At 71.1% G+C, this 12,939-nt stretch carries 12 protein-coding genes; 4 read left to right on the top strand and 8 right to left on the bottom strand.

Annotated features, from left to right (window positions below; translation table 11 throughout):
• Window positions 1-48: 48 nt before the first annotated feature.
• Genes DEJ18_RS11620 through DEJ18_RS11605 form a run of 4 tightly spaced genes read right to left on the bottom strand, consistent with a single transcriptional unit; the run spans window position 49 to window position 4,144 of the window.
• Window positions 49-1,065, bottom strand: a complete 1,017-nt coding sequence (locus DEJ18_RS11620) for an ABC transporter substrate-binding protein (RefSeq protein ID WP_111211156.1) — start codon at window positions 1,063-1,065, stop codon at window positions 49-51.
• 57 nt (window positions 1,066-1,122) lie between these two features.
• A complete protein-coding gene (locus tag DEJ18_RS11615; RefSeq protein WP_111082782.1) occupies window positions 1,123-1,974 on the bottom strand; it encodes an ABC transporter ATP-binding protein in 852 nt (283 codons plus the stop codon).
• Window positions 1,971-3,068: a FecCD family ABC transporter permease gene (locus DEJ18_RS11610; protein ID WP_258376983.1), complete on the bottom strand. Its 1,098-nt coding sequence runs from the start codon at window positions 3,066-3,068 to the stop codon at window positions 1,971-1,973. The genes DEJ18_RS11615 and DEJ18_RS11610 overlap by 4 nt, the downstream gene beginning before the upstream one ends.
• Window positions 3,065-4,144, bottom strand: coding sequence for a FecCD family ABC transporter permease (locus DEJ18_RS11605; protein ID WP_111211155.1), 1,080 nt, complete (start codon window positions 4,142-4,144; stop codon window positions 3,065-3,067). The genes DEJ18_RS11610 and DEJ18_RS11605 overlap by 4 nt, the downstream gene beginning before the upstream one ends.
• 28 nt (window positions 4,145-4,172) lie before the next feature.
• On the opposite strand from DEJ18_RS11605, the gene DEJ18_RS11600 reads away from it, so the two are divergent.
• The 3 genes from DEJ18_RS11600 (at window position 4,173) to DEJ18_RS11590 (ending at window position 6,271) form a co-directional block, all read left to right on the top strand.
• The gene (locus DEJ18_RS11600; protein ID WP_111211154.1) at window positions 4,173-4,997 is read left to right on the top strand and encodes a siderophore-interacting protein; all 825 of its coding nucleotides are present in this window, start codon (window positions 4,173-4,175) and stop codon (window positions 4,995-4,997) included.
• Between the two features lie 71 nt (window positions 4,998-5,068).
• Entirely contained in the window at window positions 5,069-5,848 is a 780-nt protein-coding gene (locus DEJ18_RS11595) for a hypothetical protein (protein ID WP_111211153.1), read from the top strand.
• 36 nt (window positions 5,849-5,884) lie between these two features.
• Window positions 5,885-6,271 (top strand): VOC family protein, encoded by a 387-nt coding sequence (locus tag DEJ18_RS11590; protein ID WP_111211152.1) that lies wholly within the window; start codon window positions 5,885-5,887, stop codon window positions 6,269-6,271.
• Between the two features lie 72 nt (window positions 6,272-6,343).
• Here DEJ18_RS11590 and DEJ18_RS11585 read toward each other — a convergent pair whose 3' ends face one another.
• From DEJ18_RS11585 to DEJ18_RS11575, 3 genes are read right to left on the bottom strand one after another with little or no spacing between them, the layout of a single operon-like run.
• Window positions 6,344-7,258 carry a carbohydrate ABC transporter permease gene (locus DEJ18_RS11585; protein WP_111211151.1) on the bottom strand — a complete coding sequence of 305 codons (915 nt, stop codon included), beginning with the start codon at window positions 7,256-7,258 and terminating at the stop codon, window positions 6,344-6,346.
• A 1-nt stretch (window position 7,259) separates the two neighbouring features.
• On the bottom strand, window positions 7,260-8,225 hold the full coding sequence (locus tag DEJ18_RS11580; RefSeq protein ID WP_111211150.1) for a carbohydrate ABC transporter permease: 966 nt from the start codon (window positions 8,223-8,225) through the stop codon (window positions 7,260-7,262).
• A 45-nt stretch (window positions 8,226-8,270) separates the two neighbouring features.
• Window positions 8,271-9,632: an extracellular solute-binding protein gene (locus DEJ18_RS11575; RefSeq protein ID WP_111211149.1), complete on the bottom strand. Its 1,362-nt coding sequence runs from the start codon at window positions 9,630-9,632 to the stop codon at window positions 8,271-8,273.
• Between the two features lie 232 nt (window positions 9,633-9,864).
• Here DEJ18_RS11575 and arfA point away from each other — a divergent pair, with 232 nt between their 5' ends.
• Window positions 9,865-11,367, top strand: a complete 1,503-nt coding sequence (gene arfA, locus DEJ18_RS11570) for an arabinosylfuranosidase ArfA (protein ID WP_111211148.1) — start codon at window positions 9,865-9,867, stop codon at window positions 11,365-11,367.
• A gap of 416 nt (window positions 11,368-11,783) precedes the next feature.
• Here arfA and DEJ18_RS11565 read toward each other — a convergent pair whose 3' ends face one another.
• On the bottom strand, window positions 11,784-12,824 hold the full coding sequence (locus DEJ18_RS11565; protein ID WP_502866272.1) for a LacI family DNA-binding transcriptional regulator: 1,041 nt from the start codon (window positions 12,822-12,824) through the stop codon (window positions 11,784-11,786).
• Between the last annotated feature and the right edge of the window lie 115 nt (window positions 12,825-12,939).

The following is a 12,939-nucleotide window of genomic DNA, read 5'->3' as shown; positions in this document are numbered from 1 at the left end:
CCCCGCACCAGCTGGTGCGGGGCCTCCCGTGCCGTGTCGTCGGGTCGCTCAGGCGACCGGCTTGCTGTCGTCGAGCCAGCCGGCGAGCTTCGTCATGTAGTCGGCCTGCGAGGCGTAGTCCAGCGCCGGGAAGGTGAAGCTGTGCACCTGACCGGCCTCGAGGGCCGGGTTGTCTGCGAACGTCGGCTGCTTCTCGAGGTCCGACACCTGGTAGCCCTGCTGCGAAAGCAGGATGACGTCGGCCGAGATCTGGCCCGCGTTCTCCCAGCTGTAGATGCCCCAGTAGAAGCCCTCCGGCTTCGGGGTGACCAGGTCGACGCCGAAGTCGCTCCACATCTGCAGCGTGGGCTCGTCGGACGGGCGGGTGACGTAGGCGCCGTCACCGTCGGCGTACATCGAGACGACGGACACGCCGCTCTCCTCGGACGCGGTCCGGAGGGTCTCCTTCGCGGTGTCGAACTCCTTCTCGGCCGAGTCGACGGCGGACTCCTCCGCGCCGAGGTCCTCGGCGAGGTCGGCGATGTGCTCGATGACGTCGAGACCCTTGCCGCCCCACTTGACGGTGGCGACCGGGGCGATGGCCTCGACCTGTTCCTGCTGCTCCTTGTCCTTGAAGCCGTAGGCAGGCTGCGAGGCGTCGAGCGTGCCCTTCGCGTCGGTCGGGTAGACCGAGGTCACGACGAGGTCGGGCTTCAGCGCGGCGAGCTGCTCGAGGTCGATGTCGCCGTAGGCGGTGCCGAGCTGCGTGATGCCGTCCTGGTCGAGGTCGTCGAACCGGGCGTCCTTCGTCATCGGGAGCTGCCCGAAGGTGCCGACCGGGCGGAGGCCGTACTCGATGAACGAGATGGCGATGTCGTTGAGGACCACGACGCGCTCCGGCCTGTGGTCGACCGTCACCGTCGTGCCCGTGGCGTCCTCGTACGACCAGGCCCCGGAGGACGCCTTCGCGTCGCTGCCGGTGTCGTCGGAGGCACCGGTGCTGGAGCACGCGGTGAGGATGAGGGCCGTCGCGGTGACGGCGGTCAGGAGGGCGGCACGAACGGAGCCGCGGCGGGGAGTGTTCACGTTAGGTGAGCCTAACCTAACCAGCGGGATCGCACCAGTTCCGGTCGACGCCCGACGTCACGCAGTGTGTCCGTCGGCCTCCGGGACGACCATCGGCGCCCCCGTCACGGGGTCCGGGACGACGCGGGCGTGCAACCCGAACGCACGCTCGAGCACGGCCGGCGTGAGGACGTCGACGGGAGCGCCGTCCGCGACGACGCCGCCGTCGTGGAGCACCACGAGCCGGTCCGAGTACCGCGCGGCCAGGGTGAGGTCGTGCAGCACCATCACGACCGTGGCGCCCTGCTCGCGGTTGATCCGACGGACCAGGCGCAGCACGTCGAGCTGGTGGGCGAGGTCGAGGTAGGTCGTCGGCTCGTCGAGCAGGAGCGTGTCCGCCCGCTGCGCCAGGACGAGCGCGATCCAGGCGCGCTGGCGCTGCCCGCCGGACAAGCTGGCGACGTCACGGTGGGCGACCTCGGTGAGACCGGTGGCGGCGATGGCGTCCTCGGCCACCGCGGCGTCCTCGGCGGTCCACGGCCGGGCCCACGACTGGTGCGGGTTCCGGCCGCGCATCACCAGGTCGAGCACGCTCGTGCCGGCCGGGGCCAACGGCGACTGCGGGAGGATCGCGAGCTTCCGCGCGACCGACCGGTTCGCCTCCTTCCGGATCGGGGTGCCGTCGAGCAGCACCTCGCCGGCCTGCGGCTTGAGCACCCGACCGAGCGCCTTGAGCAGCGTCGACTTGCCGCAGCCGTTCGCGCCGAGGAACGTCGTCACCGTGCCGCGCCCGATCGACAGGTCGAGGTCGCGGAGCACCGGGGACCTGTCGTACCCCACGGACAGGCCACGGGCCTCCAGGACGGGGCCGGCGTGCAGGCGGTCCGGCGCGGACGCGGCGGCGGTCGCCGGCGGGGTCGTGGTGGTCATCGGGACATCTCCTTGCGGTGACGGATGAGGAGCCAGATCAGGTACGGGGCGCCGATCACGGTGGTGACGATGCCGACCGGCACCTGCCAGGGGAACGCCGACCGGGCGAGCAGGTCCGCACCGAGCACGAGCACCGCGCCGAGGGCCGCCGACAGCACCAGCGGTGGCCGGTTCGTCCCCGCCAGGCGCAGGGCGATCTGCGGCACCACGAAGGCGACGAACCCGACCGGGCCCGCGGCCGCGACCGCCGCCGCGGTGAGGACGACCGCCAGGCCGATGACGAGCAACCGGTGCCGCTGGACACCCAGCCCGACGCCGGTCGCGACCTCGTCACCGAGCTGACCGATGCCGAGCGCTGCCGAGGTGGCGAGCGCGATCGGGACGCCCACCGCGGCGATGACGAGGAGCGGCCACACCGTCGTCCACGAGGTGCTCGACAGGCTGCCGACGAGCCACTGCGAAGCAGCCGTGGCCTGCGTGATCTTGGCGCGGACGAGCAGGTAGCTCGTCAGGGCGTCGAGCGTGGCGCTCACCCCGATGCCGACCAGGATGAGCCGGTGGCTCTGCACGCCGCCCCGCCAGCCCAGGCCGTAGACGATCGTGGCGGCGACCAGTGCTCCGATCGTGGCCGCGACGGGCATCCCGCCGCCGAGCACGAGGGCGCTGACCGAATAGCTGCCGCCGCCGAGGACGACGGCCGCCACGGCACCGACGCTCGCACCCGAGGTCACGCCGATGATGTCCGGTGTCCCGAGCGGGTTCCGCGTGAAGGTCTGGGTCAGGGCACCGGCAACGGCCAGGGTCACCCCGACGAGCGCCCCGGTCAGGACGCGGGGGAGGCGCAGCGTCGTCACGATGAACGACTCCGGTCCCGACTCGAGCCCGATCAGCGCACGGACGACGGTGCCCGGGGCGATGAACGTCGAGCCGACGGCGACCCCGAGCACGACGAGCAGCAGGGCGACGCCCACCGCGACGACCGTGGCGGTGAGGACGTGTGGGCGCCAGGCGAGCCCGACCGGTCCGATGCGGATGCCCTTCCGGTCGCCCTTCGGTGCGCCGACGGCGGGTGCGGGCGTCGTCGCGGCGCTCACAGCGACACCAGCGATCGACGACGGGCCACGGCGACGAACACCGGGCCGCCGATCACGGCCAGCACGATCCCGACCTCGACCTCGGCGAACCCGCCGATGAGCCGCCCGACCACGTCGGCGAGCAGGACGAGGGCGGCACCGAGCAGTGCCGTGGCGGGCAGGGTCCAGCGGTGTCCGGTGCCGACGACCGCCCGTGCGACGTGCGGGACGGTCAGCCCGACGAAGGCGACCGGACCGGCCGCTGCCGTCGCGCCGGCGGCGAGGAGCGTGATCCCGCCGAGTCCGACCAGGCGGGCGGTGAGCAGGTCCTCGCCGAGCCCCTTCGCGAGCTCCGGGCCGAGGCCGAGCGCGTCGAGGGCCCTGGTGTTCCAGATCGCGAGGACGAGGCCGACCGCCATGAACGGCCACGCGGCCTGCAGCACGTCGAGCTGTCGACCCGACAGCGACCCGACGACCCACAGCCGGTACGCGTCGAGCGACGCCTGGTCGGTCAGCACGATGAACGACGTCAGGGCACCGAGCAGCGCCGACACCGCCGCCCCCGCCAGGGCGAGGGGCACCGGGCTCGCGGTCCCGCTGCCAGCGACCGTGACCGAGAAGACGACGACGCTCGCGACGACGGCGCCGACGAGGGCGAACCAGACGGACGCACCGGTGTTCGTGACGCCGAAGACGAAGACGCCGAGCACGACGGCCAGCCCGGCGCCGGCCGAGACCCCGAACAGGCCGGGGTCGGCGAGCGGATTCCGGGTGTGACCCTGCATGAGCAGCCCGGCCATGCCGAGTGCGGCGCCGACGGCCGCCCCGATGAGCGTGCGGGGGACGCGTGAACCCCAGACGATCGCCTCGTCCGTGCCCGAGCCGCTGCGGGTCAGGCCGGCGACCACCCGCTCGGCACCGATGTGGTTGCTGCCGAGGAGCATGCTCGCCACCGCTGCGCCGAGCACGACCGCCGCGAGCCCGAGCAGGACCCCGATCCGCCGACGGGCCGTCCGGCGGTGCACCCCGGCGGCGCCGATCACCGCTCCGGGAGGGGCGGTGGGCGCAGTGGGGACGGTGAGGGGAGGGGGTGGCACGGAAGCAATATTAGGTTAGCCTTCCCTCATGGCGAAGATCCCGAGGCTGATGCCCGAGAACCCGCGGCTGTTCCGGGCACGGGTCGTGCGCACCGGACGGCACACCCCGTCGATCCACCGCGTCACCATCGCGAGCGACGAGATCCGCGACTTCCCGTTCCTCGGCTTCGACCACTGGTTCCGCCTGTTCCTGCAGCGCCCTGAGCAGGACGCCTTCCGGATGCCCGAGATCGACGGCGCCAAGTGGTGGCCGCAGTACCTCCGCATCCCCGAGGAATCGCGACCGCACTGCGCCAACTACACGGTCGCCGGACACCGGCCGGAACTCGGCGAGATGGACATCGACTTCGTCGTGCACACGAACGGCGACGGTGAACTCGAGGGCCGCGCCGCCGTCTGGGCCTGCGGAGCCCGACCCGGGGACGAGCTCGCCCTGCTCGACCAGGGCTGCATCTTCGACTGCCCGGACGACACCAGCGAGGTCGTCATCGCCGCCGAGGAGACCGGCCTGCCCGCCGTCGTCGGCATCGCCCGGTCCCTGCCCCGTGACACCGTCGGCCGCATCATCCAGGAGGTCCCGACCGCGCTCGACATCCGCGACCTGGACGCTCCCGTCGGCGTCACCGTGACGTGGCTCGTCCGCGGTGACGCCCACGCGGTGCCCGGTCGGGCGGCGCTCGCGGAACTCCAGCGGCACGTGCCCCGTGACGACCGCGGGTACGCCTTCGTCGTCGGGGAGTCCCGGCTCGCCACCGAGGGTCGCCGCCACCTGCACCGCGCAGGGCTCCCGAAGTCGCGGATCACCTTCTCCGGGTTCTGGAAGCACGACGCCCGGATGCCCGTCCCGGCCTGAGGCGCTGCGCCCGGCGGTCCCCTTGGACCGCGGCCGGTGGCGTCCGCCACCCGATGTGGCACGCTGTGCGCATGGGGGAACACGACGGACGACACATCCGACGCGCGGGCACGACGGGGGCGGCCGTCGCAGCGCTCCTGCTGGTCACCGGCTGCTCGATGCTGACGGGCGGCAGCGTCCCGGACACCGCCGCGACCGACGGCGCGGCTCCGCGGCGGACCGCATCACCGAGCCCGTCAGCGACGCCGACGCCGACCCCGACGGCGACGACGCCGCCGGTCGCGGAACTCGTCGGGGTCACGCTGGACGCCGGGGACGTCGGTGAGGGCGCTCCCGCGACCGTCTCCGGCACCGGCCCCGCCGACGTCGCCTTCCGGGTCCGCGGCGACTTCGCCGTGGTGATGAACCTGGACTGCTCGCGGTGCGTCGGCACCGCGGCCGTCACGGCACCCGGGCGGATGTCGCCGTTCGGTGAGGCCACGGCTCCGCTGACCGCGTCCTTCCTGACGGGGGTCATGCGGTCCGATCCGGACGAGCAGATGCTCATCGTCCAGGCGGACGGTCCCTGGTCGATGACGATGCTGAGCTGGAACGACCTGCCGTCGGTGTCCGGCCCGCAGTCGGGCACGGGACCGGCGGTCCTGTTCTTCTCGGACGACGTCTCGCACGTGCAGGTCGACTACACGCCGGCCGATGCCGACGACCGGTTCGGTGTTCGGGTCTTCACGACGTCGGACGACACGCAGCTGTTCGGGGACACCGAGGCGTTCTCGGACACCTTCGAAGCCGACCTGCCAGGCGTGGTGGCCGTCGCGACGAACGGGTCGTGGAGCATCACCCCGACGCCCTGAGCCGGTCCGGTCGGGAGACGCGGGTAGCCTCGCGCCATGAGCTGCCGCCTGAGCGAACTGGTCCTCAACTGCGACGACCCCGAGGCGCTGTCGCGCTTCTGGTGCGCCGTCCTCGACTACGTGGAACTCGGCCGGGAGGACGACGGCATCGAGATCGGCCCGGCCTCCGGTTTCGGCGGGGCGGCCCCGACGATCATCCTGGCGCGCGTCGCACACGCGAAGTCCCAGCCGCTGCGCCTGCACCTCGACGTCAACCCCGTCGACCGTGACCAGGACGCGGAACTCGAGCGGCTCCTCGCCCTCGGCGCGCGTCCGGCCGAGGTGGGGCAGACCGGTGACGAGTCGTGGCACGTGCTGCAGGACCCGGAGGGCAACGAGTTCTGCCTGCTGCGCTCGCGCCTCGCACCGCTCGCCTCCGCCTGAGGCGACCCACATCGGACGGGAGGCTCCCCACCCGCTGGTGGGGAGCCTCCCGTCCGTCGTGCGGTCCGGACGTCAGCCCTTCAGACCGGACCCCGTGACGCCCTCGACGATCTGCCGCTGGAAGACCAGGTACAGGATGATGAGCGGCAGCGCGGCGAGGAGCGCGCCCGCCTGGATGTCCGCGTACCGCTGGCCGAAGCTGCCCTGGACCGTGGCGAGCCCCACCGGGATCGTCATGAGGTCCGGGTTCGACAGCACGAACAGGGGCAACAGCAGGTTGTTCCACACCCCGACGAAGGTCAGGATCGTCACCGCGGCGATGACCGGGCGGGACAGCGGCAGGATGACCGACCAGTAGACCTTCCAGATGCTCGCGCCGTCGATGCGGGCGGCTTCCTCGAGCTCCTTCGGGATGCCGTCGAAGAACTGCTTGAAGATGAACACCGCGATCACGGCGGGCACCTGCGGGAAGATCACCGACCAGTAGGTGTTGAGCAGGCCGACCGCGTTGAGCTCCTGGAAGATCGGAATGATCAGCACCTGCGTCGGGATCATGATGCCCAGGATGATGAGCAGGAACGCGACGTTGCGGCCGCGGAACACCAGGCGGGACAACGCGAAGGCCGCCATCGAGGCGAACATCACCGTGAGCACCGCCGTGACGACGCTCGTGATGCCGCTGGCCAGGTACCAGTTCCAGATGTCGCCGGACTGGAACAGCGACGAGTAGGAGTGGAGCGTCGGGTTCCAGTCCGACAGGATCGCGCCCGCACCGAGCGCGGCGACGCCGTTGTCGGACAGCGACGTCTTCAGGGCGAACAGGCTCGGGATGAGCCAGATGATCGCGAAGACCGTCAGGACGACGGCCGACGCGATCGTGAACCCCCTGCCGGAGACGCCGATCTTCGCGGCGCTCGTGGGCGCGGCCGAGGAGACGCCGGTGCGGAGCTTGGCGCGACCGGTGGTGATGCTCTCGGTGGCGGTCATGTCAGGCCCCGATCTCTCGCTTGGCGGCAGCGCGCTCGACGAGCTGCCGGATGACCGCGATCGCGACGATCACGATGAACAGGAGGACGGACGCTGCCGAGGCGGCGCCGAGCCGGTTGTCGGTGAAGCCGACGCCGGTGATGAGCTGCAGTGAGACCTGGGTCGAGATGCCCGGGCCGCCGTTCGTCATGAGGTACACCTGGTCGAAGATCTTCAGGGACGCGATGATCTGCAGCAGGATGACCAGCGTCGTGGTGCGGCCGAGCAGCGGCAGGGTGATCGACTTGATCTGCTGCCAGTTCGACGCACCGTCGACGGCGGCGGCCTCGTACAGCTCGCGCGGGATCTCCTGCAGGCCGGCCAGGTACAGCACGAAGTTGAAGCCGAGGGTCCACCAGATCGTGGCGATGGCGACACCGATCATCGCGGTGTTCGGGCTCGACAGCATGCCCGAGCCCGGGGTCATGCCGAGTGCGGTCTGCAGGGTCGCCCAGAGGCCGGTCGCCGGGGTGAAGATGAACACCCAGATGAGCGAGATCGTCGCCGACGGCAGGATGAACGGCAGGAAGAACGCCAGGCGGAAGAACCACTGGCCCTTGTTCATCCGGTTCGTCAGCACCGCGAAGACGAACGCCAGGATCACCAGCGGCGGCGTCGTGTAGAGCGTGAACTGCAGGGTGTGCCACAGCGACGACCAGAAGTCGGAGCGTCCGAGCATCTCCGCGTAGTTCGCGAACCCGGCGAAGCTGCCGAGCCCGGTCCGCACGGTCGAGGTGTTGAAGAAGCTCGTGACGATCATCCAGATCGTCGGGCCGAGCAGGAAGGCCACGTAGAACAGGCCGAACGGGGCGAGGAACAGCCATCCGCTGCGACCCTGGCCGCGGGTGACGCTGGTCCGGTAGGAGCGGAGCCGCCGTGGTGCAGTGGCCGCATCCGTGGGGCGGTCGAGGACTGGTGCTGTGGTCACGTCATCGTGCCTTTCGCGGGGTGTTCACGGTGTTCGCGCGCCTGGTCACAGGGGGCTCGGGGTGTTGAGGTAGGTCGCCAGCTGGCTCTTGATCGCGCTGAGCGCCTGCGCGGGGGACGAGCTGCCCTGCTGCACGAGGGCGAGCTGGGCGCCCACGGTGCCCTCGAAGGTCGAACCGGACCCGCCGTACCAGGCGGCGTCGTCGAAGACCGCGGTCTCGGCGGCGGCGGCGTAGTTCGACTGCGGCTTGAGCTCCTTGTACGCGCTGCTGTCGAAGGTGGGCATGTAGGCCGGGACGTGCCCGCCCTCCGCCCAGGTCAGGCTCTGCTCGAGCATCTGCTTGATGAAGAGCAAGTGCTGCTTGCGCTGCTCGGGCGTCCGGTCCTTCTTCGGCAGGATGAAGGTGTGCGCGTCGGCCTGCGTGGCGGGCTTGTCGTAGAGCTGCGGGATCGGCGCCATGCCGAACTCGAGCCCCTTGATCGACTGGGCGGTGCTGATCTCCCACTCGCCCTGCATGAAGAAGCCGGCCTTGCCGTCGAACATGAGCGACTGCGCGGTGGCGTAGTCCAGGGCCTTGTTCATCCAGCCCTCCTTCACCCACTTCTGGGTGCGGCTGGTGACCTCGTTGTAGGCGTCCTCGTTGACGGTGAGCTTCGCGCCGCCGTCACTGATGAACGGGGTGGCACCCTCGATCTGGTTGTACATCGTCCAGAAGAACCGCCACGGTGTCGCGGTCTCGGGCACGACGTTCGCGACGTTGAGCGCGTTGCCGCCGGTGACCTTCGACACGGCGGCGAGGGCACGCTCGAAGTTCTCCATCCCGTTCAGGTCCGTGAGCTGGTCGTCGCTGTCGAGCAGTCCGGCCTTGCGGCAGACCTCGACGTTGTAGAACAGCACGAACGGGTGCGTGTCGAGCGGGATCGCGATGTTGTTGCCGTCGGTCTTCTGCGCGGTCCACGCCTTCTGGTTGAAGTCGCTCGCCTTGAGGCCCACGCTCGCCAGGTCGTCCGCCGTGATCGGGTCGAGCAGGTCGCCGTCCCAGAGTGGCTTCGCGCGGGTCAGGTGCGCGATCGCGACGTCCGGCGGCTTGTTCCCGACGGTCGCCAGTGTGACCTTCGAGTAGTACGGGTTCCCCCACGCGAACGTGGTGGCCTGCAGGGCGGAGGAGCCGCCGTGCTGCTTCGCGTACCCGTCCTCCATGGTCTTCATGCGGACGCCGTCGCCACCACCGAACAGGTTCCAGAAGACGAGCGTCTCGGGGTTCAGAGGGGCGCCGGCGATCCCGGCTGCGAGGGGGCTCGCGCACGAGGCGAGCGGCAGGACCGTGGCCGCCGCTGCCCCGGCGGCGAGCAGGCTCCTGCGGGTGAACGTGGACCCGCGGGGTGGCGGGACTGGACGGTTCGGCATGGCATCACTCCATCGGGACGGGCCGAAGCGGGACGTCATCCGGGGATGCTGCCGTCCCGATCGCGGGGCGTCGGTGCCCCGTGAGCGCTCACATTAGCGCCGCGCCGACGCGCGCGCCAGCCCTTCCGTCCGGTGTCGACACCCGGTAGCGTTCCTGTCAGGTGAGCGCTCACTTCCGTGACACCGCGGAACACATGTGCTCGACGCACAGCCTGATCGAAGGAGATCATCCATGCCCCGCACACACCTCGTCCTCGACTCCGCGTTCACGGTGGGCCCGGTGCGGCGCCGACTGTTCGGCGGGTTCGTCGAGCACCTCGGCCGCCACGTCTACGACGGCATCCACGAGCCCGCGCACGAGTCGGCCGACGAGCACGGCTTCCGCAAGGACGTCATCGAACTCGTCAAGGAGCTCGGCGTCACCACCATCCGCTACCCCGGCGGCAACTTCGTCTCCGGCTACAAGTGGGAGGACGGCGTCGGACCGGTCGAGCAGCGTCCCCGGCGCCTCGACCTGGCATGGCACTCGACCGAGACGAACGAGGTCGGCCTGCACGAGTTCCAGCAGTGGCTCGACTCGGTCGGCTCCGAGCTCATGCTCGCCGTGAACCTCGGCACCCGCGGCACCGCCGAAGCCATCGAACTGCTCGAGTACGCGAACATCGGCGGCGGCACCGCCCGGTCCGAGGAGCGCAAGGCCAACGGCCGCGAGGAGCCCTTCGGCATCACCATGTGGTGCCTCGGCAACGAGATGGACGGCCCGTGGCAGCTCGGCCACAAGAACGCCGAGGACTACGGCAAGCTCGCCGCGATGACGGCCAAGGCGATGCGACAGATCCAGCCGGACCTGGAACTCGTCGCCTGCGGTTCCTCGGGGGCGTCGATGCCGACGTTCGGCGAGTGGGAGCGCACCGTGCTCGAGCACGCGTACGACGACGTCGACTACATCTCGGCGCACGCGTACTACGAGGAGGACGACGACCTCACCTCGTTCCTGGCCTCCGGCGCCAACATGGACCACTTCATCAAGACGGTGACCACGGCGGCGGACCACGTGCAGGCGCACAAGAAGTCCGACAAGCGCATCGACATCTCCTTCGACGAGTGGAACGTCTGGTCGATCACGAAGTGGGAGGCGAAGGCCAAGACCTTCACGCTCGAGGACTGGCCGGTCGCCCCGCGCCTCCTGGAGGACGTCTACACCGTGGCCGACGCCGTCGTGCTCGGCGGCCTGCTCATCTCGCTCCTCCGCCACGCCGACCGCGTCGCCTCCGCGTCGATCGCCCAGCTCGTCAACGTCATCGGCCCGATCATGACCGAGCCCGGTGGTGAGGCCTGGCGCCAGACCACGTTCTTCCCGTTCTCGGTGACGTCGCGCCTGGCCCACGGCACGTCGCTCGACGTCGTCGCCTCGGGTGACACCGTCGACGGCGGCAAGCACGGCACCGTCCCGGTCGTCGACGCTGCCGCCACGGTCGAGGACGGTCGCGCCGCGATCTTCCTCGTCAACCGCCACCAGACCGAGAGCACCACCGTGACGATCGACCTGGCCGGCCTGTCCGTCGAGGGCGACGTCCACGCCGAGGGCATCTGGGACGACGACCTGCACGCCGTGAACGACCTGTCGAACACCGCCCGCGTCGGCCTGCGGACCAACGAGTCCGTCCGCCGCGAGGGTGACACGGTCACGATCGAGCTGCCGCCCGTGTCCTGGACGGCGCTCTCGATCGGTTGAGTGCCTCGGCGCACGCTGCACGCGGCGGGCGTCGAGTGAGCAGAGGACGCGGGGTCCCTTCGGGAGCCCGGCGTTCCTCGTGTCGGGGCCGGGCCGGCGCCGGCGGGCATCGGCCGGACGGGCCCGAGGCTCGGCCGTGCGGACACTTCCCGGCTCTCGGAGCCGGGATCTCGTCCGCCGAGCCGAGCCTCGGCTGTGCCCGGCGCGGCACGGCCGGGAGGCCCGCTCCGGGCCCACCCCGAGCCTCCCGTCCGCTGAGCCTCGCCTGGGCGGGCACGTCCTGGACGCCGTCGGGCGCGTTCTGTCCGCGGGGCCGAGCCTCGGCACCGCGCGTCGCGCTCCACGACGCCGCACGTGGTCGCCGTCGCGAGGACTGTCGCGGAGCGCGGAGCGCGGAGCGTGCCCGTGCCCGCCGCTCAGCGCGCGGGCGGCGCCGCCGTGCTCGCGCGCTCGACGAGCCGCACCGGCACCAGGTCGGTCGCCGCGGTGGCCGCCCCGCCCTCGATCTGGGTGAGCAGCGTGGCGACCGCGCGTCGTCCGACCTCGTCGAACGACTGGTGCACGGTGGTCAGCGGCGGCCAGAACGAGTCGGACTCGGGGGAGTCGTCGAAGCCCACCACGCTCAGGGTCGACGGGACCGCCCGGCCGAGCTCGTGACAGGCGCGGAGCACTCCGAGCGCGGTCTGGTCGTTCGCCGCGAACACCGCCGTGATGTCGGGCCGTGCCGCGATCGACAGACCGGCGCGGTACCCGGACGATGTGTTCCAGTCGCCCTCGAACACCGGGGGCACGGTGCGTCCCGCCGCCGTCAGCGTCGCCGCCCACGCTGCCTGCCGTCGCGCCGCCGAGTACGACGACGCCGGACCGGAGACGTGCCAGACGGTGTCGTGGCCGAGGTCGAGCAGGTGCTGCGTTGCGAGCCGGGCGCCGTCGGCCTGGTCGGTGTCGATCGCCGGGTGCTCGGTGGTGCCGGTCGAGTCGATCACGACCATGGGGACGCCGTCGGGCAGGGCGACCTCGGCGGTGTCGATGACGTGCGACTCGATGATGATGACGACGCCGTCGACGGCCTGTTCGTGCAGGCGGGAGAAGGCGCTCCGGACGCCCTCCTCGGTCCGTGAGGCCATGGGCAGCAGCGTGATCGTGAAGTCGGCGGCTCCCGCGGCGTCGGCGATGGCCTCGAGCGTGCGCATGTTGCCGAAGGACGCCAGGGTGAACATGATCACGCCGATGGTCCGGAAGCGCCCGGAGCGCAGCGCGCGAGCGGCACGGTTCGGGCGGTACCCGAGTTCGGCCATCGCCTGCTGGACGCGGGACCGGGTCTCGGGGCTGACGTTGTCGAAGCCCCGGGCCACCCGGGAGACGGTCTGCATGGAGACGCCGGCGACCTCGGCCACGGCGGAGAGCGACGGCGCGCGGCGAGGGGTCGGCGCGGGGTCGGTGGTGGTGGTCGAGATGGTCACGCGCCCCCTTCGTGCGGATGGCCGGGTCGGCGTCGGAGCGCGACCACTCCTGCGAACGCTAGCGCATGTTGACGTTGCCATGGTACGGTCGCCTCGTTCGATGTTGACG

The organism is Curtobacterium sp. MCSS17_015, from assembly GCF_003234265.2.
Taxonomy (GTDB): domain Bacteria; phylum Actinomycetota; class Actinomycetes; order Actinomycetales; family Microbacteriaceae; genus Curtobacterium.
This window is presented reverse-complemented; position numbering and strand designations above follow the sequence as displayed.

Excerpts from the sequence above, each read along its gene's own strand:
- DEJ18_RS11585 (WP_111211151.1), bottom strand. The coding sequence starts at position 7,258 with ATGACCGCCACCGAGAGCATCACCACCGGTCGCGCCAAGCTCCGCACC.
- DEJ18_RS11615 (WP_111082782.1), bottom strand. The coding sequence starts at position 1,974 with ATGACCACCACGACCCCGCCGGCGACCGCCGCCGCGTCCGCGCCGGAC.
- DEJ18_RS11575 (WP_111211149.1), bottom strand. The coding sequence starts at position 9,632 with ATGCCGAACCGTCCAGTCCCGCCACCCCGCGGGTCCACGTTCACCCGC.
- DEJ18_RS11595 (WP_111211153.1), top strand. The coding sequence starts at position 5,069 with ATGGGGGAACACGACGGACGACACATCCGACGCGCGGGCACGACGGGG.
- DEJ18_RS11590 (WP_111211152.1), top strand. The coding sequence starts at position 5,885 with ATGAGCTGCCGCCTGAGCGAACTGGTCCTCAACTGCGACGACCCCGAG.
- arfA (WP_111211148.1), top strand. The coding sequence starts at position 9,865 with ATGCCCCGCACACACCTCGTCCTCGACTCCGCGTTCACGGTGGGCCCG.
- DEJ18_RS11600 (WP_111211154.1), top strand. The coding sequence starts at position 4,173 with ATGGCGAAGATCCCGAGGCTGATGCCCGAGAACCCGCGGCTGTTCCGG.